Below are 26484 nucleotides of genomic sequence, written 5' to 3'. Positions count from 1 at the left end.
AAGATTTTGCAGTCCAGGTCTGGCGTGGTGTCCGATTCGGGCGCTAAGTTCTCCCCCGGTGGTCGAGCGTCCAGACGCGGGCGTGAGCGACCCAGCCCACAAAGGAGTGCGCATGCGCCGTCGCCCGGCCCTGTCCGTCGCCAGCATCTCGGCCCTGGTCATGGCGGGACTCGCCGTCCCGCTGGCCGGGGCACCGACCGCCCGGGCGGACGCTCCGCGCACCGCAACGGTCGTCGGGTCCCTGCAGGACGAGCTCGGCTGCAGCGGCGACTGGACGCCGGACTGCAGCGCCACCGACCTCGCGCTCGAGCCGGGCACGACGACATATGCCGCCGAGTTCCGTCTGCCCAAGGGCAGCTACGAGCTCAAGGTGGCCATCAACCACTCGTGGGACGAGAGCTACGGCCAGGGCGGCGGCAACGTGCCGCTCGTCCTCGCCGGCCCGGCCACGTTGCGCTTCACCTACGACGACACGACCCACGCCATCGGCATCGCCCCCACCGACCTGCCCGGTGCCGCCACGAAGGCCGACACGAAGCTGGCCGCCTCGTCGCTGCGCTCGCTCGCGACGAAGGAGCGCTTCTACTTCGTCATGGCCGACCGCTTCGCCAACGGCGACACGGCCAACGACCAGGGCGGCCTGACAGGCGGACCGCTCTCCACCGGCTTCGACCCGGCGAACGAGGGGTTCTACCACGGTGGTGACCTCAAGGGCCTGACCGGCAAGCTCGACTACATCAAGGGACTCGGCACGACCGCGATCTGGCTCACGCCGTCGTTCAAGAACCGCCCCGTGCAGGGCAGCGGCTCCGACGCGAGCGCCGGCTACCACGGCTACTGGATCACCGACTTCACCCGGATCGACCCGCACCTGGGCACGAACGCCGACATGAAGGCGCTCATCTCGGCCGCCCACGCGAAGGGGATGAAGGTCTACTTCGACATCATCACCAACCACACGGCCGACGTCATCTCCTACGGGGGCGGCTCCTACACCTACGTCAACAAGGAGACGAGCCCCTACGAGGACGCCCGCGGCAAAGCCTTCGACGACGCCGCTGTCGCCGGCAAGCCGGCCTGCGCCGGCGACACCGTGCCGGACTGCTTCCCGAAGATGACGGCGGGCACGTCCTTCCCGTACGTGCCGAAGGTCGCCGACGCCGACAAGGACGTCAAGGTCCCGGCGTGGCTCAACGACACGACGCTCTACCACAACCGCGGTGACTCCACGTATGCCGGCGAGTCGTCGACCTACGGTGACTTCTCCGGTCTCGACGACCTCTTCACCGAGAACCCCAAGGTCGTCACGGGCATGGAGGACATCTACAACTCCTGGGTCGACTTCGGCGTCGACGGCTTCCGCATCGACACCGTCAAGCACGTCAACATGCGGTTCTGGCAGGCCTTCTCGCCGGCGATCCTCAGCCATGCCAAGGCGATCGGCAACGACGACTTCTTCATGTTCGGCGAGGTCTACGACGGCAACCCCGCCTACACGAGCCAGTTCACGACAAAGGGTGCGCTGCCGGCGACCCTCGACTTCGGCTTTCAGGGTGCGGCGCTCGGCTTCGCCCAGGGCAAGGCGACCACCGGCATCCGCGACCTCTTCGCGGGTGACGACTACTACACCGACACGGACTCGAACGCGTACGAGCTGCCGACGTTCCTCGGCAACCACGACATGGGTCGCGTCGGCGCGATGCTGCTCGCCGGCGGCGCCACCGGTGACGACCTGCTGGCCCGCGACCGGCTCGCGACGTCCCTGATGTTCCTGACGCGCGGCAACCCGGTCGTCTACTACGGCGACGAGCAGGGCTTAACCGGTCCGAAGAGCGACTTCGGCGACAAGCGTGCGCGCCAGGACATGTTCGCCAGCCGGACGCCGATCTACCAGGACGACGTCGTCGTCGGGGGCAGCGAGCCCGCCGGCTCCGGCTCGCACTACGACACGTCCGCACCGCTCTACCGGGAGATCAAGGCGCTCTCCACCCTCCGCGCGGCCAACCCGGCCCTCGCGGACGGGGCGCAGGTGCACCGCTACGCCTCGGACGCGGCCGGCATCTACGCGATCAGCCGCATCGACAAGGCGGCCAAGCGCGAGTACGTCGTCGTCGCCAACAACGCCACGACGGCGAAGACCGCGACCTTCTCGACCTACTCCGCCGGCTCGAAGCTCGTGCCGCTCCTCGGCGCCACCTCGGACCTGCGCGCCGCGGCCGACGGGCGCGTCACGGTGACCGTCCCGCCACTGTCGGTGGCGGTCTATCGGGCGAACTCGACCATGGCGCAGCCGAAGTCAGCTCCCGCGATCTACCCGACGTCGCCCAGCGCGGGTGGTGTCGTGGGTGGTCGTGCGGAGATCGGCGCCGCCCTGCCCGGTAACACGTTCGCGGAGGTCTCCTTCCTCCAGCGCCCGGTGGGCACCGCCGCCTGGACGCCGCTGGGAACGGACGACAACGCGCCCTACCGCGTCTTCCACGACGTGTCCGGCCTCGCCAAGGGAACGCTCGTCGAGTACCGCATCGTGGCCAAGGACATCGCCGGCCACGTCTCGGCGACCTCCACCTACGGCATCGTGGGTGAGCCCGAGACGTCCGGCGGCGGTGGCGGCGGTGGCGGCGGTGGTGTCGGCCCCGTCACCCAGCCCGACAACGTCAGCGTCCCCGGCAACCACAACTCCGAGATGGGCTGCCCGGGCGACTGGCAGCCCGACTGTGCGGCGGCGCAGCTCGCCCTCGACGCCAAGGACGACATCTGGAAGGGCACCTTCGACGCCATCCCGGCCGGCGACTACGAGTACAAGGCCGCGATCGACAAGTCGTGGGACGAGAACTACGGTGCCGGAGCGGTCAAGGGCGGCGGCAACATCGCCTACACGGCCGCCGGCAAGCCCGTCGCCTTCTACTACGACCACCGCACCCACTGGGTGACCAACGACGCGACGGGCCCGATCATCACGGCTCCCGGCAGCTTCCAGAGCGAGCTCGGCTGCCCGGGAGACTGGGCGCCCGACTGCATGCGGTCGTGGCTGCAGGACCCCGACGGTGACGGCACGTACGTCTTCACCACCGACCAGATCCCCGCGGGCTCGTACGAGTTCAAGGTCGCCGTGGGTCTGTCCTGGACCGAGGCCTACCCGGCCAACAACGTCGCCTTCTCGGTCCCGGCCGACGGCGTGCTGACCACCTTCACCTACAAGACCTCGACGCACGAGGTCACGGTCAAGACGTCCAAGGCGGGCGCCGCGCCCGACCTGACGAAGTCCAAGGCCTACGTCGTGGGTCCCGACCTCGTCGCCTGGCCCGCGTCGGCGCTGCCGGCCGGCACCGACCCCGCGACGCTCGACTGGCGCCTGCACTGGTCGGCCGACGGCGGTCTCGCCGTCGACGCGGAGGCCGTCACCGGCGGCTCCGTGGCGAGCCTGACGCGCGACCCGGCAGGGCTGCCCGCCTCGCTCGTGGCCGCCCACCCGGAGCTCAAGGGGGCCGTGGCCCTGCGTCTCGGCAAGACGACCGCCGCACTGATGCCCGAGATCCTCAAGGGCCAGGTCGCCGTCGCGATGTACGCCTCCACGGGCCAGCTGCTCGACGCGACGGGCGCGCAGACGGCCATCGCCCTCGATGCGATCTACGCCGCCAGGGCGGCCGCTCGCAGCTACGGTGTCGGCTTCACGCGCAGCCGCGCGACGTTCAGCCTCTGGGCCCCCACGGCGCAGCAGGTCACCCTGCTCACCTGGCCGGCCCGCTCGGCGGACCGTCCGGTCGACACGGCCCGACGCACGACGATGACGCGCTCGTCCGACGGGGCGTGGACGACGAGCCTCAGCACCTCGACGGCGCTCAACGCCCGCTACCTCTACGAGGTGAAGGTGTGGGCGCCGACGACGGGCACGGTCGAGACCAACATCGTCACCGACCCGAGCTCGGTGGCGCTGACGCTGAACTCCACGCGGTCCGTCGCCGTCGACCTGACGAGCCCGGCGTTCATGCCCTCGATGTGGAGCCGCACCCCGTCGCCGAAGCTCGCCCAGCACGTCGACTCGACGATCTACGAGCTGCACATCCGCGACTACTCCATGTCGGACGCCAAGGTCCCGGCGGCCCTGCGTGGCAGCTACCTCGCCTTCGCCGCGGACGGTGACGGCAGGGCGCACCTCAAGGCGCTCGCCAAGGCCGGCCTCAACACCGTGCACCTGCTGCCGAGCTTCGACATCGCCTCGATCGAGGAGGACAAGGCCAAGCAGCAGACGCCGCAGTGCGACCTCGCCTCCTACGCGCCCGACAGCGAGGAGCAGCAGAAGTGCGTCGGGGCCGTCGCGGCCAAGGACGCCTTCAACTGGGGCTACGACCCCTACCACTACAGCGTTCCCGACGGCTCGTACGCGTCGAGCACCGCTGCGGCGGACGGCGGGACCCGCGTGGCCGAGTTCCGCACGATGGTCGGAGCCCTGCACCAGGACGGCCTCCGGGTCGTGCTCGACCAGGTCTTCAACCACACGGCCCAGTCGGGCCAGGGCGACAAGTCCGTGCTCGACAAGGTCGTGCCCGGCTACTACCACCGCCTGAACGCGAGTGGCGCCGTCGAGACCTCGACGTGCTGCCAGAACGTCGCCACCGAGCACGCCATGGGCCAGAAGCTCATGGTCGACTCCGTGGTGTCGTGGGCCCGCAACTACCGGGTCGACGGCTTCCGCTTCGACCTCATGGGCCACCACAGCAAGGCCAACATGCTCGCCGTGCGCTCGGCCCTCGACGCCCTGACGCTCTCGAAGGACGGCGTCGACGGCAGGTCGATCTACCTCTACGGCGAGGGCTGGAACTTCGGCGAGGTCGCCGACAACAAGCTCTTCGTGCAGGCGACGCAGGGCCAGCTCGGTGGCACGGGCATCGGCACCTTCTCCGACCGCCTGCGTGACGGCGTGCGTGGAGGCGGACCGTTCGACGAGGACCCGCGTCGTCAGGGCTTCGGCTCCGGGGAGGCGACCGACCCGAACGGTGCCGCGATCAACGCCGACGCGGCCACCCGCCTCGGCAGCGACACCGACCTCGTCCAGCTCGGGCTGGCCGGCAACCTCAAGACGTTCACCTTCCGCAGCCAGAAGACCGGGACGGTCGTCAACGGCACACAGGTCGACTACAACGGGTCCCCGGCCGGCTACGCCGACCAGCCCGACGAGGTCGTCAGCTACGTCGACGCCCACGACAACGAGACGCTCTTCGACTCGCTGACGTACAAGCTGCCGGTCGCGACGTCGATGCAGGACCGGGTGCGGATGAACACCCTGTCCCTCGCGACGACCGCTCTGGCGCAGACGCCGTCGTTCTGGCACGCCGGCGCCGACCTGCTCCGCAGCAAGTCGCTCAACCGCGACTCGTACGACAGCGGTGACTGGTTCAACCGGCTCGACTGGACCGGCGCCGACAACGGCTTCGGCCACGGCCTGCCGCCGCAGGAGCAGAACTCCGCCAAGTGGCCGTTCATGAAGCCGCTGCTCGCCAACCCGGCGCTCAAGCCGTCCGCCGCCGATGTGCGCAGCGCCGACGCGATGGCGCAGGACCTGCTGCGACTTCGCTTCAGCACCAAGCTGTTCCGTCTCGGCAACGCGGCTGCCATCAACGCCAAGGTGACCTTCCCGGTCTCCGGCACGGCCGACGCGAAGCAGGGTGTCATCGTCATGCGGATCGACGACACGAAGGGAGTCGACGTCGACCCGGCGCTGCGCGGAGCGGTCGTCGTCTTCAACGCGACCCCCGGCGCCGTGACCCAGAAGGTCCCCGGCCTCAGCGGCGCGGTCTCGCTGAGCCCGGTCCAGGCGAACGGCGCCGACAGCGTCGTCAAGCAGGCGGCATACGACGCAGGCAGCAGCTCGTTCTCGGTGCCCGCCCGCACGGTCGCGGTCTTCGTCCAGCCGAACTGACCACGCAGCGTCTTCGAAGGCCGGTCCCGCCACGCGGGGGCCGGCCTTCGTCATGGGTGCGGGACCTGCCGACCGGCCGGGCCCGGGCATAGGTTGGACGGGTGACTGCGACTCCTGACATGACCTACCGGCAGCTCGGCGACAGCGGGCTCACCGTCTCGACCGTCGGCATCGGCTGCAACAACTTCGGTCGGCGCCTCGACCAGGACGGCACGAACGCCGTGGTGCGCCAGGCCCTCGACAGCGGCATCACGCTCTTCGACACCGCCGACATCTACGGCCAGGGCGCCAGCGAGGAGATGCTCGGCCTCGCTCTGGGATCTGAGCGCGAGAACGTCGTGGTGGCAACGAAGTTCGGCATGGACATGCAGGGCGCCAACGGCCCCGACTGGGGTGTGCGTGGGTCGCGCCGCTACGTGCGCAAGGCCGTCGAATCGAGCCTGCGGCGCCTCGGCACCGACTGGATCGACCTCTACCAGCTGCACCGACCCGACCCGCAGACCCCGATCGACGAGACGCTCGCGGCGCTCGACGAGCTGGTCCGCGAGGGCAAGGTGCGCTACCTCGGCAGCAGCAACTTCACGGGATGGCAGGTCGTCGACGCCGACTGGACGGCGCGGGACGCGGGCTCCTCGCGGTTCGTCTCGGCGCAGAACGAGTACTCCCTGCTCGAGCGTGACGTCGAGGACGAGGTCGTCCCCGCGTGCGAGCACGTCGGCGTCGGGCTGCTCCCGTTCTTCCCGCTCGCCTCCGGCCTGCTCACCGGGAAGTACCGTCGGGGCGAGCCGGCCCCCGAGGGCACGCGCCTGGCCGGGATGGCCGACCGGCTCGACGGCGCCGACTGGGACACGATCGAGGCCCTTGAGGCGTATGCCGCCCAGCGCGGTCTGCGCCCCATCGACGTCGCGATCGGCGGGCTCGCGGCCCAGCCGGCCGTCGCCTCGGTGATCGCGGGGGCGACGCGCCCCGAGCAGGTCGTCGACAACGTCCGGGCCGGCCTGTGGGAGCCCACCGCCGAGGACCTCGCCGAGCTCGACGCCGTCACCACCCCGCCCGCCTGACCCCCGCTTCACATCGAGTGAGCGCCCCGTCCCACTCGAGTGAGCGCCCCGTCCCACCCTTCCGTCGAGTGGCCCCGTCCCACCGGGCGCACGCCCGCGATCGACGAGTGACCCCGCCGTCACAGGCCCGGGAGGCGGGTGTGGCGGCGGGGTCACTCGCGTGGGGGTTGAGGGCGGCTCAGTCGACGGCGGGGTGGAGCGCAGGCCCGGTCGTGACGCCCTCGGCCGCGCGGGCCTTCTCGGCGTGCAGGGCGTGCCGGTAGAACCAGGCGCCGAGGATGCTGACGGCTCCTGCGGTCACCATGGCCACCTGTGTCGAGGTGCGCTCGGCGAGCAGGCCCAGGAGCGGGGCCGCGACGCCGAAGGCCACGGAGGCGACCATGGAGTTCATCGACAGGACCGTGGCGCGGTTGCGGGCCTGGGCCTCGCGGTGGAGCAGCGCGGAGTGGGCCGGACCGGCCGCGCCGTGCAGCAGGTACGTGACGCCGTAGGCGGCGATGAGCGCCGCAGGCCCCGCGACGAGTCCCATGACGACCGCGCCGAGGCCGTTGAGCACGCGGGCGGCGATCGCGGTGCGGGTGACGCCGATGCGGCGGCTCGACCATCCCGAGAGGGCCGCGCCGAGGGCGAAGACGGCCCATCCTGCGGCGGCCACCGGGCCCATGATCGCGCCGGCGCGCTCCTCGCCACCGACGAGCTCGGCGAGACGGATCGGCTGGAAGGTCTCGAAGACGATCATCGCCACCGACCAGAACACCTCGACGCAGACGACGCCGCGCAGCGCGCGGTTGCTCCGCAGCAGGCCCAGGCCGTCGCGCACGACGGCGGGAGCCTCCTTCGCGGAGGCGAGGGCGCGGCGGGCACCCGAGGCGTCGAGGTGCTCGGCGCCGCGCGGCTCGCGCAGGAGGACGAGGACGGCGACGAGGTGCACGACGTTGAGGGCGACGAAGACGGCGACGGGTAGGACGAGCGCCGACGCACCCGCGAACGGGTGCCACCAGACGAGGCCGCCGGATACGAGGGCCCCAGAGGCGATCGCCCCGCCGAGCACGGTGCCCTGGGCCGCGAGGGCACCGTCGACGTCGGCGCCGGGAGTCGTGGCGTGCACCGTGTCGACGAACCACGCCTCGAGGGAGCCGGAGTCGAGGGCGCGGAAGATGCCGGTGAGCACGGCGGCCGCGAAGAAGGCCCAGAAGGAGTGCGCCACGAGCAGGATGCTGCTCGCGAGGACGTTGACGACGGCCGAGACGACGAAGACCGGCCGGCGGCCGAAGGCGTCCGCGAAGCCGCTCGTCGGCAGCTCGAGCGCGAAGATCGTCAGCCCGGCGGCGGACGAGATGGTCATCGCCTGCGCCACGGTGAGGCCTCGCTCCAGCTGCCACAGGGTGAGTAGGCCGACGACGAGGCCGACCGGGAACCACCGGGTGAAGCTCAGGGCGAGGAAGACGCGGCGGGCCGCAGTGGGGGAGAGCAGGGTGTCCCGTGGGCTCATCGGGCTCAGTCCTTCGTCGTCGTCGTCGTCGGGGGTCGGTCGAGGTCGAGCGGGTAGGCGAAGGCGTAGACGGCGATCCGCCGCGCCTGCGGGTTGCCCTGTCCGACGCGGCGGTAGCGCTCGATGAGGTCCCACATCTCCTCCCGCATCGCCTCGAGGGACTCGGCGGTGACGAGCACGGCCGCGTCGCTCGAGCCGCAAGCGTCCTGCCACGCGGTGGGCCACGTCGTCGAGACGTCGAGCCACTTGTCGTACTGCTCGCTGAAGTGGCGGGCGTAGTCGCGCGTGAGCCAGTTGAGGGCGGTCTCGGAGTCCTCGTCACCCTCGAAGTCGCTCGGGTGCCAGGAGTGGTACTCGGAGCTCGCGCGCCACAGCCGGCGCTTGCCCTCGCCCTCCTCGGTGTCGTGGACGAGCCCGACCGACTCGAGCTTGCGCAGGTGGTAGCTCGTGGCGCCGGAGTTGGTGCCGAGGAGCGTGGCGAGATCGGTCGCGGTCGACGGGCCGCCTCGGCGCAGCGCCCCGAGCAGGCGTGACCGCAGCGGATGGGCGAGGACGCGCACGCTCTCCGGCGTGAGCCAGACGTTCTCGTCCTCCGAGGGCCCGGACGACGCGGTCGGGGAGGGGTTCGAGGGATCCTGTGCAGCCATAGTGTGCACAATACCTCTGCACACTTCATGTGCACAAGATCTATGCATGGAGGTCTCGATCTGCCATCCGTGCAGGTCAGGCCCTGTTTTCGGTGTCCGTGCCCGTGATTTGGGCGCAGGCACGCGACCCCGTAACATGGATGAAGTTGTGCACCGGGCCGTCAGGCGAACCCGTCATCCCCACCTCGTGGACGAGACGGGCGACGCGGACCGAGCCCAGCGGCATTCACTGCTCCACCATTTTCAGAAGCGAAGGCAGACTCCATTGCGCACGTACACCCCGAAGCCCGGCGAGGTCACTCGCACGTGGCACGTCATCGACGCGACCGACGTCGTGCTCGGCCGTCTCGCGAGCCAGGCCGCTGTCCTGCTCCGGGGCAAGCACAAGCCGCAGTTCGCACCGCACGTCGACACCGGTGACTTCGTCATCATCATCAACGCCGACAAGGTTGCCCTGACCGGCGCCAAGCTCGAGCAGAAGAAGGCCTACCGCCACTCGGGCTTCCCGGGCGGCCTGCGGTCGACCTCCTACACCGAGCTGCTCGCCAAGAGCCCCGAGAAGGCCGTCGAGAAGGCCATCCGCGGCATGCTCCCGAAGAACTCGCTGGCCCGCCAGCAGCTCTCCAAGCTCAAGGTCTACCGCGGTGCCGAGCACCCGCACGCGGCCCAGCAGCCCGTCCCCTTCGAGATCACCCAGGTTGCGCAGTAAGCCCCCGGCTGCTGCGTAGAAAGCGACAAGACACGTGACTGACATCGTGAACGAGGAAGTCCTCGACACCGACGAGCCCGAGCTGACCGAGTACACCTCGGAGTCCGACGGCTCCGTCGCCGGCGAGCCGAAGCGCGCCCGTGAGGTCTCGACCCCCGGCGCTGCGACCGGTCGCCGCAAGCAGGCCATCGCCCGCGTGCGCATCGTCCCCGGCACCGGCGAGTGGAAGATCAACGGCCGCACCCTCGACGCCTACTTCCCCAACAAGGTGCACCAGCAGATCGTCAAGGAGCCCCTGACGCTCCTCGAGCTCGACGGCTCCTACGACGTGCTCGTCCGCGTGCACGGCGGTGGCCCCTCCGGCCAGGCCGGCGCGGTCCGCCTCGGCGTCGCCCGCTCGCTGAACGGCATCGACGAGGAGCTCAACCGTCCCGCCCTCAAGAAGGCCGGCTTCCTCACCCGTGACCCCCGCGTCCCGGAGCGCAAGAAGGCCGGTCTCAAGAAGGCCCGCAAGGCTCCCCAGTACTCCAAGCGCTGATGCTTCGGCTGGCGCCGAGCATCACCGCTTGGCTCCAGTCGCGCTGATCTGGCTGCCTCAGCTGGTTGCACGAAGGCCCCCGAGCACTCCTCGGGGGCCTTCGTCGTTCCCGAGGGCGTATGCCGCCGGGCGGGTCGGTGACGCGTCAGCCAACCGTCGCGTGGCTGAGGTCGCACCGGTTGGTGTCGTTGGACCACGTGGCCTGCATCGCGAAGCTGCCGGACGTCGTCGAGACGTTGCCCGCGCCGCCCGCGCTGCCCGGTGCGATCCACGCGCACTCGTCGGCGTTCTCCTGACCGGAGTAGGTGCGCGACGTCGTGTTCGTCCATCCGCCGGCCGGGTTCTGGTCGGTGATCGTCTCGGCGTACTCGTGGCCCTCGACCATGGAGTAGCCGTCGTCGGTGCCCGCGACGCCGGTGTTGACGAAGTTCTGCCCGCAGCTCGTGCCCATGTCCATGACGTAGGGCATGTTCGTGAAGGCGATGTCGCCGTACGGGCTGGTCGACCCGACGTAGGGGTCACCGTTGTAGTCGTGCCAGGCGCAGAACTGCCCGGACGAGGTGTTGAAGCCGTCCGGGTGCGTGCCGGTCGGGGAGAGGATGACGTACTGCGCGTCGCGGTTGCTGGCGTCGGTGGTGTTGCCGAAATGCCCTGCGGCGCGGACGGCTTCGTCGCCGAGCTGCTTGGCCGTGGCGTTCGCGGGCGCCGCGACCGACGGGTCGAACCACACGCCGGCGAGGGCCCCACCGGTCGGGTAGCGCACGTGCGCAGCGCTCGACGGGCAGGAGGTCGCGCCCTTGGCCACGAGCGGACCGTCGCAGTACTGCGTCATGACGCCCGACCAGGCCTCGCCGCCCGTCCCCAGGCCCTTGAAGAGCTTCTGGACGACCGGGGCCCCTGACTTCGGGTCGCCGGTGAAGGTCAGGTTGCCGCCGGCGTCGGTGCCCTGGCTGCCCCACTGGCTGCCGTAGAACACGAGGTAGACCTTCTCGGCGCCGCCGCTCGTGACGCCGATCCCGTCGACGCCGCCGCCGTAGGAGAGCGTCTTGGCCTGTGTGGGCCGCGCCCCTTTGGTCTGGGCCTCCCACCGGTGCATCTGGGTGTTGAGCTCGCGGGTCGGCACCGCGCCGTGGCGGTAGGGGTGGCCGTAGGCCGGAGAGTACGGGTTGGTCACCCCTGCGCCGGACGCGCCGGCAGCGGGCGCGGACGTGCTCGGTGCCGCGGCGGACGCGCCGAGCGCCGTCGCCACGCTGAGGACGGTGGCGGCGGTGGCGGTGGCGGCGACCAGTCGCCGTGAACGTCGAGTGCTCATCGAGTGCCTCTCTGGGAAGGACCCGGGAAGGCCCGCGGGTGTCGGGCCCCGGGATGGCCACATCGTCGCGGGGTGCGTCTGTGAAGTGGATGGGAGCCACCTGCCAGTTCCCTGCCACTTTCCGGCACGATCAGAGCGGGTATGTCCGTTGTGACCGTTTCGGGCTCCGCCGGATGGCCGTATGCCGTGGGGGCGGTATCGTCGTGCGAGCACATCAGCCGGCCCAGTGGGTCGGACCCATCGGGAAGGCACACAAGCGTGGCTCGACTCTTCGGCACGGACGGCGTCCGTGGTGTGGCGAACAAGGACATCACCGCCGAGCTCGCGCTCGACCTCTCCGTCGCCGCGGCGCACGTCCTCGGCGAGGTGGGCGCCTTCAACGGTCACCGCCCCGTCGCCGTCGTCGGCCGCGACCCCCGGGCGTCCGGCGAGTTCCTCGCGGCCGCCACGGTGGCCGGCCTCGCATCGGCGGGCATCGACGTGCGCGACGCGGGCGTGCTGCCCACGCCGGCGATCGCCTACCTCGTGGGCGAGCAGGACGCCGACCTCGGTGCCATGCTCTCGGCGTCGCACAACCCGATGCCCGACAACGGCATCAAGTTCTTCGCCCGGGGCGGGCACAAGCTCGCCGACGACCTCGAGGACCGCATCGAGGCCCGGCTGCGCGACGAGTGGCAGCGTCCCACGGGCGGTGACGTCGGCCGCATCACGCCCCTGCTCGACGGCGCGGACCGCTACGTCGCGCACCTGCTCTCGGTGCTGCCGCACCGGCTCGAGGGCCTGCACGTCGTCGTCGACGCCGCGCACGGGGCTGCGTCGGAGGTCGCCCCGCGCGCCTTCCGCGAGGCCGGCGCGCAGGTGACCGTCATCGGCGGCGAACCCGACGGGCTCAACATCAACGACGGCTACGGCTCCACGCACCTCGAGCACCTCAAGGAGACCGTCGTCTCGGTCGGCGCCGACTTCGGCATCGCCCTCGACGGCGACGCCGACCGCTGCCTCGCCGTCGACGCCGCCGGCCACGAGGTGGACGGCGACCAGATCATGGCGATCCTCGCGCTCGCCATGAAGGAGCAGGGCGTGCTGCGCGGCGACACGCTCGTCGCGACCGTCATGTCCAACCTCGGCATGATCCAGGCTCTCGGCGGCGCCGGCATCAAGGTGCTGCAGACCGCTGTCGGCGACCGCTACGTCCTCGAGGGGATGAAGTCCGGCGGCTACGCGCTCGGCGGCGAGCAGTCCGGCCACGTCGTCATGCTCGACCACGGCACGACAGGCGACGGCACCCTCACCGGGCTCATGCTCGCCTCACGGGTCGCTGCGACCGGCCGGACGCTCGCCGACCTCGCCGGCATCATGACCCACTTCCCGCAGGTGCTCGTCAACGTCAAGGACGTCGACAAGTCGGCCCTCGAGGCCAACACGGCCGTCGCCGACGCCGTGCGTGCGGCCGAGGGAGAGCTGGGGGAGAGCGGTCGGGTCCTGCTGCGCAAGTCCGGCACCGAGCCGGTCGTCCGCGTCATGGTCGAGGCCGCCGACGGCGACCAGGCCCGCACGCTCGCCGACCGCCTCGTCGGGGTCGTCAGGGCCGAGCTGTCGCTCTGAGCCCGCCGGACGGCATACGCCCTCGGGTTTCCGGTCGAAACCGGGTCGAGGGCGGAGCCGCTGCTGCGTAGGGTTCAGGCCATGCCCGACGAGACCCCGGCCGCCAACCCGCTGCTCGCCCCGAGCCCGCTGCCCCACGGGCTGCCGCCCTTCGCCCTGATCCGTGACGGGCACTACCGCGAGGCGTTCGACCGCGGCATGGCCGAGCACCTCGCCGAGGTCGAGGCGATCGCGGCCGACCCGGCGCCCGCGACCTTCGAGAACACCCTCGTCGCGCTGGAGCGCTCGGGGCAGACGCTGAGCCGGACGAGCCTGGCCTTCTTCGGGACGTCGAGCTCCCTCGCCACCGACGCCGTGCAGGCGATCGAGGAGGAGTATGCGCCGCGTCTCACCGCGCACGCCGACGCGGTCCGGCTCGACCCGCGCCTCTACGCCCGGATCCGGGCCGTCCACGACGACGAGGTGGCGATGGCCGCCCTCGACCCGGAGTCGCGACGGCTCGTCGAGCGGCACCTGACCGAGATGACCGTCGCCGGGGCCGGGCTCGACGAGAGCGCGAAGGACCGCCTGCGTGAGCTCAACGGGCGGCTTGCGAGCCTCGGCACCCAGTTCGAGAAGCGCCTGCTGGCCGACTCCAACGACCTCGCCGTCCTCGTCGACGACGTGGCGGCGCTCGACGGGCTGACCGCCGGCGAGATCTCGGCCGCCGCGGCGGCTGCGGCCGAGCACGGGCACGAGGGGGCCTGGCTGCTCACGCTCGTCCTGCCGACCGGGCACCCGCACCTCGCCTCGCTCACCGACCGGGACCTGCGCGGCCGGCTCCACGAGGCGCAGGGCTCCCGCGGCAACCGCGACAACGCCAACGACACCAAGGCCCTCGTCCTCGAGACCGTCCGGCTCCGGGCCGAGCGGGCCCGGCTCCTGGGCTACGACACGCATGCCGCCGCGGCGCTCGCCGACTCCACGGCGCGCACCCCCGAGCGCGTCATGGACCTGCTGGGGCGCCTCGCCCCGGCCGCGGCCCGCAACATCGAGGCCGAGCGGGCGCTGCTCGAGGACGAGGCGGGCCATCCGGTCGAGGCGCACGACTGGGCCTTCTGGGCCGAGAAGGTCCGTGCGTCGAGGTATGCCGTCGACCTCGCGGCGATGCGGCCCTACTTCGAGGCCGAGCGGGTGCTCCACGACGGGATCTTCCACGCGGCCGGGCTGCTCTACGGCCTGACCTTCGACGAACGGGACGACCTCGAGGGCTACCACCCCGACGTCCGCGTCTTCGAGGTGCACGACGCCGACGGGACGCCCTTCGGGCTCTACCTGCTCGACCTCCACACCCGCGACACGAAGAAGGGTGGGGCGTGGATGAACAGCCTCGTCCACCAGAACACCCTGCTGGGCCGGACGAGCGCCGTCGTGTGCAACAACCTCAACGTCCCCAATCCCGGTCCGGGTGAGCCGACGCTGCTCACCTACGACGAGACCCGCACGTTCTTCCACGAGTTCGGGCACGCGATCCACGGCCTGCTCGCCCGGGTCACCTACCCGCACTTCGCCGGGACCCGCGTCTTCCGCGACTTCGTCGAGTACCCGAGCCAGGTCAACGAGATGTGGATGCTCTGGCCCGAGGTGCTCGGGAGCTATGCCGTCCACCACGAGACGGGGGAGCCGCTGCCGCAGGAGCTCGTCGACCGGCTCGTCGCCGCGCAGACGTTCGGAGAGGGCTTCGCGACGGGCGAGTACCTCGCTGCAGCGCTGCTCGACCAGGCGTGGCATGCCATCGACGTCGAGGAGGCCTCGCGCGTCACGGACGTCGAGGCCTTCGAGGCGTCCGCCCTGGCCGCGGTCGGGCTCGCGAACCCGCTCGTGCCGCCGCGCTACCGGTCGACGTACTTCGCGCACACCTTCTCGTACGCCTACGACGCGCAGTACTACGCCTACATCTGGAGCGAGGTGCTCGACGCCGACACCGTCGCGTGGTTCCGCGAGAACGGCGGCCTGACCCGCGCCAACGGCGACCACTACCGCCGGCACGTCGTCGGGATCGGGGGCGCGGCCGACCCGCTCGAGTCCTACCGCGAGTTCCGGGGCGCCGACGCCGACATCCGGCACCTCATCGAGCGGCGCGGTCTCGGCTGACGGGGGCACCGGCCGGCGCGCTGCTGGCAGACTCGGCCCGTGAGCCACGTCAACGTCGTGCCCCTGTCGCGGCGCATGCAGCCCCGTGACCCCCACGAGCCGCATCGCGTCGCGACCCCGCTCGAGCTGCTCTTCGACCTCGTCTTCGTCGTCGCGATCGCGAGTGCCGCCGCGCAGTGGCACCACGGCCTCGCAGAAGGACATCTCGGCGACCTCGTCAACTTCGTCATGGTCTTCTTCGCCATCTGGTGGGCGTGGATGAACTACACGTGGTTCGCCTCGTCGTACGACTGCGACGACGTGACGTACCGCCTGCTGACCTTCGCCATCATGGCCGGCTCGCTCATGCTCGCCGCGGGCATCCCCGAGCTCTTCAGCACGGAGCAGTCGGGACTCGTCGTCGGCGGCTACGCCGTGATGCGCTTCGCGATGGTGGCCATGTGGCTCCGCGCGGCGGCCGGCCACCCCGAGGGGCGGCGCACCGCGCTGACGTATGCGTCGGGCATCGCGATCGTGCAGGTGCTGTGGATCGCCCGGCTGCTCCTGAACGGGCAGACGGCGCTGCTCGTGTCGTTCTTCGCCCTCGTCGTCCTCGAGCTGCTCGTGCCCATCGTGGCCGAGCGGCACGGCATCACGCCGTTCCACCCGCACCACATCGCCGAGCGCTACGCCCTGCTGACGATCATCGTGCTCGGCGAGGTCATCCTCGCCTCGGTGCAGGCGGTCCAGGGGGCGCTGGAGCAGGGCGCGGAGGCCGGGCTGCTCGCCATCGTCGTCGGCGGGCTGCTCATCGTCTTCTCCATGTGGTGGCTCTACTTCAAGCGCGAGCACGCGGGTCTCTTCGAGGGCGGCATCCGGAGCACGTTCGTCACCGGCTACGGCCACTACCTCGTCTTCGTCTCGGTGGCGGCGACCGGGGCGGCGCTCGCGGCCGCCGTCGACCTCGTCCAGGGCGAGGCGCACACGACGGACCGTGTCGTGGGGGTGGCGCTCGCCGGTGCGGTGGCCGTCTACGTGTGGTGCCTGACGGCCATGCACGCGATGGCGGGAGCGCCCGTCGTCGAGACCCGGGTGGGCGTCGTCGTCGGGCTCGTCCTGCTGGGCGTCGCCGCCATCGGCCCGCCGGTGGGCTTGACGGTGCTGACGACGGGGCTCGTGCTGGCCGCCGCCGTCGCGCACCACGTCTGGACCACGCGCGCGGTCACCTGACCCACGACCGGGAGCGGGTCAGGCGACGGGCCGGAGCAGTCCGGAGTCGACGTCGTAGATGAAGCCGGCGACCTCGACGCCCTCGGCGATGAGCGGGTGAGTGCGCACCCTGGCGAGGTCCTCGCGCAGGGCGCGCTCCTGGTCGGCGATGGCGTGGAACGTCATCCACGACGCGTCCTTGCCGGCGCTCGCACCGACACGTTCGCGCAGCTCGGCCTCGCTGTTCGACGCCATGGCGCACCGGGTGTGGGGCACGACGAGGATGCGGTCCACATTGAGCAGGTGGGTGGCGAGGACGAGCGCCTCGAGGGCCTCGGAGGCCACGCGCCCGCCCGGGTTGCGGAAGATCTTGGCGTCGCCCGGCTTGAGGCCGACGAGGCCGAGGGGATCGATGCGGGAGTCCATGCACGTGACGATCGCGACGCCGGCCTGGGCGATGCCGTCGAAGCCGGCCATCTCGAAACGGTCGGCATAGGCGCGGTTGGCGGCGAGGAGGTCGTCGAATCCCGCTCCCGCAGAGGCGTTCTCGCTCATATCTGTCCTTTCGGTCATTGGAGTCCGGGTCGCTTCGAGATGGTGAAGGCCATCGGCTTGCTCACCTCGGCGAAGAAGTCGTTGCCCTTGTCGTCGACGACGATGAAGGCGGGGAAGTCCTCGACGTCGATCTTCCACACCGCCTCCATGCCGAGCTCTTCGTACTCGAGCACCTCGACGTGCTTGATGCAGTCCTGGGCCAGCCGGGCCGCCGGGCCGCCGATCGAGCCGAGGTAGAAGCCGCCGTGTGCATCGCACGCCTCGGTGACCTGCTTGCTCCGGTTGCCCTTGGCGAGCATCACCTTGGACCCGCCGGCGGCCTGGAACTGGTCGACGTAGGAGTCCATCCGCCCGGCGGTGGTGGGCCCGAACGAGCCGGACGGCATACCTTCTGGCGTCTTGGCGGGGCCGGCGTAGTAGACGGGGTGGTCCTTGAGGTACTGCGGCATCTCCTCGCCCGCGTCGAGCCGCTCCTTGATCTTCGCGTGCGCGATGTCGCGCGCGACGACGAGCGGCCCGGTGAGCGAGAGCCGGGTCTTGACCGGGTGCCGGGCGAGCTCGGCGAGGATGTCGTCCATCGGCTGCGTCAGGTCGACCTTGACGACGACGTTCTTGCTGATCGAGCTGACACCCATCGCGTCGTCCTCGTGCTCGCCGAGGTCGACGGCGCCGGCGTCGGGAAGGAAGCGTGCCGGGTCGGTCTCGAGCTGCTCGATGAAGACGCCCTCGGCGGTGATCTTGCCGAGCACCTGCCGGTCGGCCGAGCACGAGACGGCGATGGCCACCGGGAGGCTCGCGCCGTGTCGGGGGAGGCGGACCACGCGCACGTCGTGGCAGAAGTACTTGCCGCCGAACTGGGCTCCGATGCCGAACTGGCGGGTCAGCTCGAGCACCTTCTCCTCGAGCTCGGTGTCGCGGAAGCCGTGGGCCGTCAGCGACCCTGAGGTGGGCAGCGTGTCGAGGTACTTCGCCGACGCGTACTTGGCTGTCTTCAGGGCGAACTCGGCGCTCGTGCCGCCGATGACGATGGCGAGGTGATAGGGCGGGCAGGCCGCCGTGCCGAGGGAGCGGAGCTTCTCGTCGAGGAAGCGCATCATGGCGTCCTCGTTGAGGATCGCCTTCGTCTCCTGGTAGAGGTAGCTCTTGTTGGCCGAGCCGCCGCCCTTGGCCATGAAGAGGAACTTGTACTGCGCCTCGTGGCCGGGCAGCGTGTCGGCGTAGAGCTCGACCTGCGCCGGCAGGTTGGAGCCGGTGTTCTTCTCCTCCCACGTCGTGAGGGGGGCCATCTGCGAGTAGCGCAGGTTGAGGCGGGTGTACGCGTCGTAGACGCCCTCGCTGATCGCCTGCTCGTCGGTGCCCGGCGTCAGCACGTGCTGGCCCCGCTTGCCCATGACGATCGCGGTGCCGGTGTCCTGGCACATCGGCAGCACGCCACCGGCCGCGATGTTGGCGTTCTTGAGCAGGTCGAGCGCGACGAACTTGTCGTTGTTGCTGGCCTCGTCGTCCTCGAGGATGTTGCGCAGCTGCTGCAGGTGCGCCGGGCGCAGGTAGTGGGCGATGTCGTGCATCGCCGTCTCGGTCAGCAGCCGCAGCGCCTCCGGGTCGACCTCGAGGAACGTGCGCCCCCCCGGCCCGTCGACGGCGCGCACGCCCTCGGTCGTCAGCAGCCGGTAGGGCGTCTCGTCGGCGCCGATGGGCAGCAGGTCCTCGTAGGCGAAGTCGGCCACGAAACGCTCCTTGCGATACAGGTGGGCTCGAGCTGGTCGGGCGTATGCCGCCGAGCCCCACGGCATACGACAGTCCCCTCCCAGCCTAGTGACGGCCGGGAGGGGACTGGCGAGCAGGTCGGTGCGCGAGCGCCGAGGCGGGTGCCTCAGCCCTTGACGGCGCCGGAGGTCATGCCGCGGACCATGAACCGCTGCAGGGTGAAGAACACGATCATCGGGACGACGATCGAGATGAACGCGCCAGCCGTCAGGAGCTCCTGGCCCTGGCCCTGGGTGCCGAGGAGCTGCTGGAGCTTGACGATGACGGTCGTGTTCTCGCTCTTGAGGAACAGCTTGGCGATGAGCAGGTCGTTCCACACCCAGAGGAACTGCAGCGTCGCGAACGCCGCGATGGCCGGGATCGACATCGGCGCGACGAGCCTCCAGAAGGTCTGGAAGTGGCTGCACCCGTCGATCTTGGCCGACTCGACGACGCTGCGCGGGAGCGTGCTCATGTAGTTGCGCAGGGTGTAGATGCACAGCGGCATGCCGAAGCCCGTGTGCAGCAGCCACACCGAGATGTACTCCCCGCTGATGCCGAGGCCGCGCGGCCCGAGGAGGTTGAGCATCGGCTGGAAGGCCACCTGGATGGGGACCACCATGACGGCGATGATGAGCAGGAAGAAGAACTCCTTGAACCGGAAGTCCATGAAGGTGAACGCGTAGGCGGCGAACGCCGCGAACATGATCGGGATGACCGTCGCCGGGATGGCGACGACGATGCTGTTGATGAAGCCCGAGCTGAGGTCGGCCCCGGTCCAGGCGCCCGAGTAGTTGCTCGTCGTCCAGTCGGCGCTGAACGGGTTGAAGAGCGCCGTCCACCAGCCCGAGCCCGCGGCGTCGTCGCGGGTGCGGAACGAGGTGACGAGCAGGCCGATGGTCGGGATCGTCCAGAGCAGCGCGAGGACGCCCATCGTGACCATCGAGAACGGGCTACGAGGCCGCCCGTCCTTCATCAGTGAGCGGCTCATCGGTTGGCCTCCTCGTCGCGGAAGTGCTTGATCTGGTACCAGATGAGCGGTGTCACCGCGATGAGCAGAACGACGACGATGGCCGTCGCCTGTCCGGCCTCGCTCGCTGCGAACAGCTTGTTGAAGAAGAGGTTCGCGATGACGTTGGTGCCATAGGCGCCGTTCGTCGTGACGTAGACGATGTCGAAGACCTTGAGGACGGTGATGAAGACCGTGACGAAGACCGTGATGATCGTGCCGCGGATCTGCGGGATGACGACGCGCCAGAAGATCTGCACCTCACCGGCCCCGTCGATGCGCGCCGCCTCGATGGTGTCCTCGGGGACACCCTTGATGGCCGAGGAGAGCAGCACCATGGCAAACCCGACCTGCAGCCAGATGAGGATCACCATGAGCAGGATCGAGTTGAGCTTGGCGGTCGAGATCGCGAGCCACGTCTGCGGGTCGCCGCCGAGACCGACCCAGATCGCGTTGAGCAGTCCGGTCTGGGTCTGCCCCGGGTTGTTGTAGGCGTAGACGAGGCCCCAGATCGCGGACGCGCCGACGAAGGAGATCGCCATCGGCAGGAAGACGAGGCTCTTGGCCGTCTTCTCACCGGTCGCGGAGAGCTTGTCGGCGAGGACCGCGACGATGACGCCGAAGGCGACGACGATCGCGGGCACGATGAGCAGCCACAGGACGTTGTTGCCGATCGAGCTCCAGAACTCGGGGTCGGCGAAGATCGTCTTGTAGTTCTGCAACCCGACGTAGGCCGTGCTGTCGGAGTTGGCGAACGAGTAGTTGATCGTCTGGAACGTCGGGTAGATGAGCATGAGCGCGACGAGGAGCAGCCCCGGCAGCAGGAAGGCGTAGGGGATCGCGCCCTCCGACAGCCGCCGCGGCAGCGACTCGACGAACATGTTGAGGAAGAAGAACAGTAGGGCGGCACCGCCGACGCCGCCGATGATGGCGAGCACGCCGATGATGAACTTGTTGTTCCCGAACCACTGCGGGTAGTAGGCGAAGGCGAGGAAGAGGTTGGCCAGGCCCCAGACCATCGCGATCATCCCCACGAGGCCGAGCACGAGCTTGGCCGGGTTGGTCCGCAGGTGGGCGTCAGGGTCGTCCCCGGTGCGCATTCGCTGTCGCGGCGCTGCCGCGCTGGTGTCGGCGGTCATGACTTGGGCCAAGCCGCTTCGATGTTGTCAGCCGTCTGCTGAGAGGACTGACCGTTCTCCCACTTGACCATTTCCTTCCAGAAGACGTCCGAGCCGATGGACTTGGGCATGAGGTCGGAGCCGTCGAAGCGGAGCACGCTCGCCTTGTTGGCGATGAGCGCGATCTTTTTCGTCGTCTCGTTGGGGTAGTTGCTGAGGTCGAAGGTCTTGTGGGGCGAGAGCCACCCGCCGGCCTTGGCCCACGGGCCGCCGAACTTGTCGGAGGTGAGGAACGCCATGACCTTCTGGGCGTCAGGGTCGTTGCCGTTGAAGAGGGCTGCGAGGTCACCGCCGCCGAGAATCGCCTGACCGTCGTAGCCGCCGGCGAACTTCGGGAAGACGTAGATGCCGACCTGGTTGTCGAGGTCCGCCTGGACGTTCTTCGGGTAGAACGTCGTGGCGAAGTTGCCCTGGCGGTGGAGCATGCACTTCGGCGGGTTTGCGAAGGCCGGGGTCATGGCGTCGCCGAACGCGGTGTTGAGCACGCCCTTCGTGCCGCCGAGGACCATGTTCGGGTCCTTGTTGAACTTGGCCGCCTCGTCGAGGGCCTTGACGACCTTCGGGTCGTTGAACGGCATCCGGTGCGAGGTCCAGTCGTCGTAGACGGTGGGTCCGTACATGCGGAGCATGAGCTCCTCGACCCAGTCGGTCCCGACCCAGCCGGTGGCCTGGTCGGACTCCCAGCCGATGCACCAGGGCGTGATGCCGGTGGCGGCAATCTTGTCGGCGACGTCCGTCCGGAGCTGCTGGATGGTGTCGGGCGACTGGTTGTAGCCGCCCTTCTCGTAGGCAGCCTTCGGGTACCACACGATGCTCTTGACGGCGTTGCGCATCGGGGCGCCGTAGACGCGGCCCTTGTAGCGACCCGCGTCGAGGAAGCCGGGGAGCAGCGTGCCCTGGAGCTTGTCATAGTCGAGGTAGGTGTCGATCGGCTGCACCTTGCCCTGGGCTGCCATCTCGATCATGCCGCCGGGCTGCGGGAAGAGACCGATGTCGGGGGAGTCGCCCGAGCTGACCTTCTGCTTGATCGTCGTCGTGAAGTCCTGGTCGGAGGTGTACTTGATGTCGATGCCGCTGGCCTTCTCGAACTCCGCGAGCGAGGCGTTGAAGTTCTTCTCCTCGTCACCGCCGAAGGCGCCGAGGATCGTCACGACCTTGTCGCCGTCGGCCGATCCGCCGTCAGCGAACCCGCCACCGGCTCCTCCTGCCCCGCCGGAGCCGCCGGAGGCGTTGGGGTTCTGGAGGCAGCCGGTCAGCACGAGTGCAGCGGCTGCGACCACCCCGCCAGCCCTCAGTGCACGTCTTGGGATACCGCTCATGGTCGCTCCTCGTCGTTGAGTTGTGCGTCGATCCCCACCGATCAACGTGACCATGGTCACGTGGAACACCTCATTCCTACCGCGTCACCGCAGGCGGGTCTAGTGGGGTGACCTGCCCGTGACCTACCCGCGACACGCCGTCTCTGGACGGCCGGAAAACACGCACGACCCCCGGCGGGCCGGGGGTCGTGCGTGTTTCTGCTGTGAAAGGTGTGGCGACGGCGTCGTCTGGCCCGTTGGGTCAGACGCAGCGGCCGTTCTTGCACTCGTGGTCGAAGAGCGCCCGGGCGAGGACGGTGGTCATGTCGGCCGGGGACGGCGCCGCGTAGAAGTCGGAGTAGGTCATCTTCGAGATCTGCGACAGCGCCTTGGGGTCGACGTCGGGCCCGATGCCGATGGTCGTGATGGCGATCGGCTTGGACGGGTCGCTCGCAGCGCGCAGGTTGGCCTTGAGCTGCTCGAGCGAGATGCCCTTCGGGTCTTCGTTGCGGCCGTCCGTGAGGATGACGACGGCGTTGACCCGGTTGGGGTCGTACTGCTGCTTGACCTTCTGGTAGGCGGCCCAGATCGTGTCGTAGAGCCCGGTGCCGCCGCCGACGTTCTTGGCGAGGGTGCTCGCCGCGGTCGCGACGACGGCCCGGTGGGAGTCGTCGTCGAGGCGACCGATGGGCGCGAGCTCGCGCCAGTCCTGGCCCTTGCCCCCCTTGTCGATGGAGAAGATCCAGAGCCCGAGCTTCGTCGTCTTGGGCAGGGCCGCCAGGGCGATGCCGGCCGCCTCCTGCGTGATGGCGACGCGGGTCGTGTCGCCGACCTTGTCGTTCATCGAGCCGGAGACGTCGAAGACGGACAGGATCGAGAAGTCGGTCGTCGCCGACTGCCAGACGTTGGTGGCGGCGGTGACGGTCTGTGCGTCGGGGCTCGGCCCGATCTTGACGTCGCCCACGCTGCCCGCCGGCGTCGGCATGGTGACGGGGACGGCCGTCGAGCGGATGCCGTACTGCGCGAAGATCTTGGCGGCGGTCGGCGTCATGAGGTAGGCACGGAGCAGCTCCACGGCCTGGTCGCGGACCGGGTCGGTCGCGACGTTGACGAGGGAGAACTCGAAGGCCGGAGTGCCTTCGTTCGGGGTGACCGACACCATCTTGTGGTCGGGGTAGAGGCGGTTGTGGTCGATGAGGTCGGCCTCGGACACCGGGAAGGCCGCCGCGGTCGCGGGGTCGGCGTTGTAGGCGCTGAAGAGGTCGTCGACCGAGGCGGCCGCACCCTTGGCGAGCTTGGGGATGACGACGCGTCCCTGCTCGTTGGACAGCTCCGGCAGGGCCGAGGCGAGCGTCAGCATGCCGGCCGTGGTCGAACGGGGGTCGCTCATCCGGATCGGGCTGTCCGACGCGACGAGCTCGAGCCACTTCGGCTGGTCACCGAGCTTGTCGGCCTGGGCGGGATCCATCGCGATGACCAGGGGGCTCTTGGCGAAGGCGCCCGCCGGTTTGGCGTTGAGCTTGGCGGCCTCGTTGACGCGCTCGACCCAGCGCGGGGAGTCGGGGATCCAGGCGTCGGGCCGGTCCGGCTGCCCCTGGCCCAGACCGATCATGGCCTCGATCGGTGCCTTGCCCTTGACGACGTAGTCGACGCACGGGGAGTCCGGGTCGGCCTGGTACTCCTTGGCGAGCGCGAGCACCGCGGGCTGGGCCGCCTCGGACACCCAGACGGAGACCGGGGTGCGGTCGGGGCACGACTTGCCAGGGGTAGCCGTGAGGGCGGCGACGGGAGCCACCTCCCGGCCCTTCCACCAGACGAAGCCGCCGACGCCGGCCCCGGCGAGCAGCACGACGCCGAGCACGGCGGCGATGATGCGGTTGCGGCGAGCCGCGGCGATCCTGGCCTCGAGGGCCTTACGGTTGGCGCGGCTCTCGATGAGACTCTGCTCGTACGGGCCGACGGGGCGTTGTGGAGGGGTGGGGTTGGACACGAGGTTTCCTCACATGAGGACGCCCCGGCACCGGGGCGTCAGGGTGAACCACCGGCCAAAACTACCCGGCGAGTCGCGCAGAATGGTGCCCGACTGCTGGCCTTCTTGTCGAATGCCCGAATTGTCCTCAGGCCATGTCGTTTCGGGTCGGCGCATGGGCCCCGGCGCGCTCGACGGTGAGTGCTCCGGTGCGCAGCGCGCGCTCCACCGCGGGCACGACGTCGGCGAGGGACGCCGCCTGCAGACGGGTCCGCGCGTCCGGTCCGCCGAGCAGCCCGGCATCGATGAGGCCCGACACGAGCCCCGCCATGAACGAGTCACCGGCCCCGACCGTGTCGACGACGGTGACGGTGGGCGCCGGGAGCGCCTGCTGCTCGCCGGTGCGGGTGACGCGGACGACCGTGCCCTCGCCCCCGCGGGTCACGACGACGAGGGAGGGTCCGAGCTCACCCCATGCGCGGACGACGTCGTCGATGGCCTCGCCGGGGCACAGCCACTCGATGTCCTCGTCGCTGACCTTGACGACGTCGGACAGTGCGATCGAGCTCTCGATGGTGTGACGGGCCTGCTCGGGACGCCCCATGAGCGACGGCCGCGCGTTCGGGTCGTAGGACACGGTGGCGCCCAGCTCGCGGCCCGCGGCGAGGATCTCGCGCACCTGACCGCCCCCGGGCTCGAGGACGGCGGCGATGCTGCCCGTGTGGACGTGGCCGTATGCCGTGAGGCCGGGGACCGCGGCCACCTGCCACTCGAGGTCGAAGACGTACGTCGCGGCACCCGTGGCGTCGAGCGTCGCGTGCGCGACGGAGGTGAAGGGTGCACCCTGCGAGCCCGCCGTCAGGGCGACGCCGCGCTCACGGCATACGTCCTCGATGCGGCGACCGCGCTCGTCGGTCGCGATCCACGTCGCGAGGTCGACGGGGTGCTCGAGGGCCGCCAGGCCGAAGGCGACGTTGGCGGGGCTGCCGCCGACGTGCTCGGCCGTGTCGCCGCCGGCGGTCGTGACCGCGTCGACGAGGGCCTCGCCGACGACGAGGGTGCGGACGGGCGACGAGGGGGGCGTCGGGTCGGACATCGTGGCGGTCCTCACTCCTCGATCATGTCGGTGCTGCCGAACCAGCCCGGGCGGTCGAAGCGGTGCTCGCTGTCGATGGTGCGGATGGTGCCGCTGCGCGAGCGCATGACGAGGGAGTTGGTGCGCGCCGACTTCGCGCCGTAGCGCACGCCTCGGAGCAGCTCGCCGTCGGTGATGCCGGTCGCGACGAAGAAGCACTCACCGACGACGAGGTCGTCGGTGGACAGGACCCGCTCGAGGTCGTGACCGGCGTCGAGGGCCTTCTGGCGCTCCTCGTCGTCCTTGGGCCAGAGCCGGCCCTGGATGACGCCGCCGGTGCACTTGATGGCACAGGCGGCGATGATCCCCTCGGGGGTGCCGCCGATGCCGAGGAGCAGGTCGACACCGGTGCCCGGGCGGGCGGCCATGACGGCGCCGGCGACGTCGCCGTCGACGATGTAGCGGATGCGGGCGCCCGTGTCGCGGATCTGCTCGGCGAGGTGCTCATGGCGCGGCCGGTCGAGCATGACGACCGTGACGTCGGCCGGCGTCTCCTTCTTGGCCTTGGCGATGCGCCGGATGTTCTCGGCGACGGGGAGCCGGATGTCGACGACCTCGGCCGCCTCGGGACCGGTCGCGAGCTTGTCCATGTAGAACACGGCCGAGGGGTCGTACATCGCGCCCCGGTTGGCGACGGCCATGACGGCGACGGCGTTGTTCATGCCCTTGGCCGTCAGCGTCGTGCCGTCGATCGGGTCGACGGCGACGTCGACCTCGGGGCCGGTGCCGTCACCGACCTGCTCACCGTTGAAGAGCATCGGGGCGTTGTCCTTCTCGCCCTCGCCGATGACGACGACGCCGCGCATGCTGACGGTCGAGATCATGGCGCGCATCGCCTCGACGGCGGCACCATCGGCCTTGTTCTTCTCGCCGCGGCCGACCCAGCGGCCCCCGGCCATGGCCGCTGCCTCGGTCACCCGGACCAGCTCGAGAGCGAGGTTGCGATCCGGCTGGCTGTGCTTCATCAAAGGTCCTCCGTCGGCGCAGAACGA

At 70.1% G+C, this 26484-nt stretch carries 18 protein-coding genes; 7 read left to right on the top strand and 11 right to left on the bottom strand.

The annotated features are described in order from the left end of the window. Positions 1-112: 112 nt before the first annotated feature. Positions 113-5917 (top strand): pullulanase-type alpha-1,6-glucosidase, encoded by a 5805-nt coding sequence (gene pulA / locus ASH01_RS02690; RefSeq protein WP_056771027.1) that lies wholly within the window; start codon positions 113-115, stop codon positions 5915-5917. A gap of 119 nt (positions 5918-6036) precedes the next feature. After that, a complete protein-coding gene (locus tag ASH01_RS02685) occupies positions 6037-6978 on the top strand; it encodes an aldo/keto reductase (protein ID WP_056771024.1) in 942 nt (313 codons plus the stop codon). 178 nt (positions 6979-7156) lie between these two features. Here ASH01_RS02685 and ASH01_RS02680 read toward each other — a convergent pair whose 3' ends face one another. Together ASH01_RS02680 and ASH01_RS02675 are read right to left on the bottom strand one after the other, a co-directional pair. Next, a complete protein-coding gene (locus tag ASH01_RS02680; protein WP_056771022.1) occupies positions 7157-8470 on the bottom strand; it encodes an MFS transporter in 1314 nt (437 codons plus the stop codon). A 5-nt stretch (positions 8471-8475) separates the two neighbouring features. Further along, the gene (locus ASH01_RS02675; RefSeq protein ID WP_056771019.1) at positions 8476-9117 is read right to left on the bottom strand and encodes a winged helix-turn-helix domain-containing protein; all 642 of its coding nucleotides are present in this window, start codon (positions 9115-9117) and stop codon (positions 8476-8478) included. A 265-nt stretch (positions 9118-9382) separates the two neighbouring features. On the opposite strand from ASH01_RS02675, the gene rplM reads away from it, so the two are divergent. Further along, the gene (rplM, locus tag ASH01_RS02670) at positions 9383-9826 is read left to right on the top strand and encodes a 50S ribosomal protein L13 (protein WP_020143191.1); all 444 of its coding nucleotides are present in this window, start codon (positions 9383-9385) and stop codon (positions 9824-9826) included. A 34-nt stretch (positions 9827-9860) separates the two neighbouring features. Continuing rightward, positions 9861-10364, top strand: coding sequence for a 30S ribosomal protein S9 (rpsI, locus tag ASH01_RS02665; protein WP_020143190.1), 504 nt, complete (start codon positions 9861-9863; stop codon positions 10362-10364). 145 nt (positions 10365-10509) lie between these two features. Here the strand turns inward: rpsI and ASH01_RS02660 are convergent, their stop codons facing one another. Next, the gene (locus ASH01_RS02660; protein ID WP_056771015.1) at positions 10510-11676 is read right to left on the bottom strand and encodes a hypothetical protein; all 1167 of its coding nucleotides are present in this window, start codon (positions 11674-11676) and stop codon (positions 10510-10512) included. A 258-nt stretch (positions 11677-11934) separates the two neighbouring features. Here ASH01_RS02660 and glmM point away from each other — a divergent pair, with 258 nt between their 5' ends. The 3 genes from glmM to ASH01_RS02645 all read left to right on the top strand — a co-directional run bounded on the left by glmM (position 11935) and on the right by ASH01_RS02645 (position 16623). Continuing rightward, complete coding sequence (gene glmM, locus ASH01_RS02655; protein ID WP_056771011.1) at positions 11935-13281, top strand: phosphoglucosamine mutase; 1347 nt, start codon at positions 11935-11937, stop codon at positions 13279-13281. A gap of 81 nt (positions 13282-13362) precedes the next feature. After that, positions 13363-15414: a M3 family metallopeptidase gene (locus ASH01_RS02650; RefSeq protein WP_056771006.1), complete on the top strand. Its 2052-nt coding sequence runs from the start codon at positions 13363-13365 to the stop codon at positions 15412-15414. Positions 15415-15453: 39 nt separating this feature from the next. Beyond that, positions 15454-16623: a low temperature requirement protein A gene (locus ASH01_RS02645; protein WP_200961743.1), complete on the top strand. Its 1170-nt coding sequence runs from the start codon at positions 15454-15456 to the stop codon at positions 16621-16623. A gap of 18 nt (positions 16624-16641) precedes the next feature. On the opposite strand, the gene ASH01_RS02640 is transcribed toward ASH01_RS02645, so the two are convergent. The 8 genes from ASH01_RS02640 to glpX form a co-directional block, all read right to left on the bottom strand. Beyond that, a complete protein-coding gene (locus ASH01_RS02640) occupies positions 16642-17157 on the bottom strand; it encodes a beta-class carbonic anhydrase (RefSeq protein WP_056771004.1) in 516 nt (171 codons plus the stop codon). Positions 17158-17171: 14 nt separating this feature from the next. Beyond that, positions 17172-18884 (bottom strand): fumarate hydratase, encoded by a 1713-nt coding sequence (locus tag ASH01_RS02635; protein ID WP_056771001.1) that lies wholly within the window; start codon positions 18882-18884, stop codon positions 17172-17174. 146 nt (positions 18885-19030) lie between these two features. Beyond that, a complete protein-coding gene (locus ASH01_RS02630) occupies positions 19031-19894 on the bottom strand; it encodes a carbohydrate ABC transporter permease (protein ID WP_200958933.1) in 864 nt (287 codons plus the stop codon). Beyond that, positions 19891-21051 (bottom strand): carbohydrate ABC transporter permease, encoded by a 1161-nt coding sequence (locus tag ASH01_RS02625; protein WP_327191899.1) that lies wholly within the window; start codon positions 21049-21051, stop codon positions 19891-19893. Before ASH01_RS02625 ends, ASH01_RS02630 begins: the two co-directional genes overlap by 4 nt. Then, the gene (locus tag ASH01_RS02620) at positions 21048-22409 is read right to left on the bottom strand and encodes an ABC transporter substrate-binding protein (protein ID WP_056770993.1); all 1362 of its coding nucleotides are present in this window, start codon (positions 22407-22409) and stop codon (positions 21048-21050) included. Before ASH01_RS02620 ends, ASH01_RS02625 begins: the two co-directional genes overlap by 4 nt. 241 nt (positions 22410-22650) lie before the next feature. After that, positions 22651-24378 carry a substrate-binding domain-containing protein gene (locus ASH01_RS02615; RefSeq protein WP_056770991.1) on the bottom strand — a complete coding sequence of 576 codons (1728 nt, stop codon included), beginning with the start codon at positions 24376-24378 and terminating at the stop codon, positions 22651-22653. A 127-nt stretch (positions 24379-24505) separates the two neighbouring features. Beyond that, positions 24506-25453, bottom strand: coding sequence for a carbohydrate kinase family protein (locus ASH01_RS02610; RefSeq protein ID WP_056772607.1), 948 nt, complete (start codon positions 25451-25453; stop codon positions 24506-24508). Positions 25454-25464: 11 nt separating this feature from the next. Continuing rightward, positions 25465-26457 (bottom strand): class II fructose-bisphosphatase, encoded by a 993-nt coding sequence (gene glpX / locus ASH01_RS02605; RefSeq protein ID WP_056770987.1) that lies wholly within the window; start codon positions 26455-26457, stop codon positions 25465-25467. Positions 26458-26484: the final 27 nt, after the last annotated feature.

The sequence above is a fragment of the Terrabacter sp. Soil811 genome, assembly GCF_001429655.1.
Taxonomy (GTDB): Bacteria; Actinomycetota; Actinomycetes; order Actinomycetales; family Dermatophilaceae; genus Terrabacter.
The sequence above is the reverse complement of the archived record's forward strand: the minus strand, read 5'-3'. Positions and strand labels throughout refer to the sequence as shown.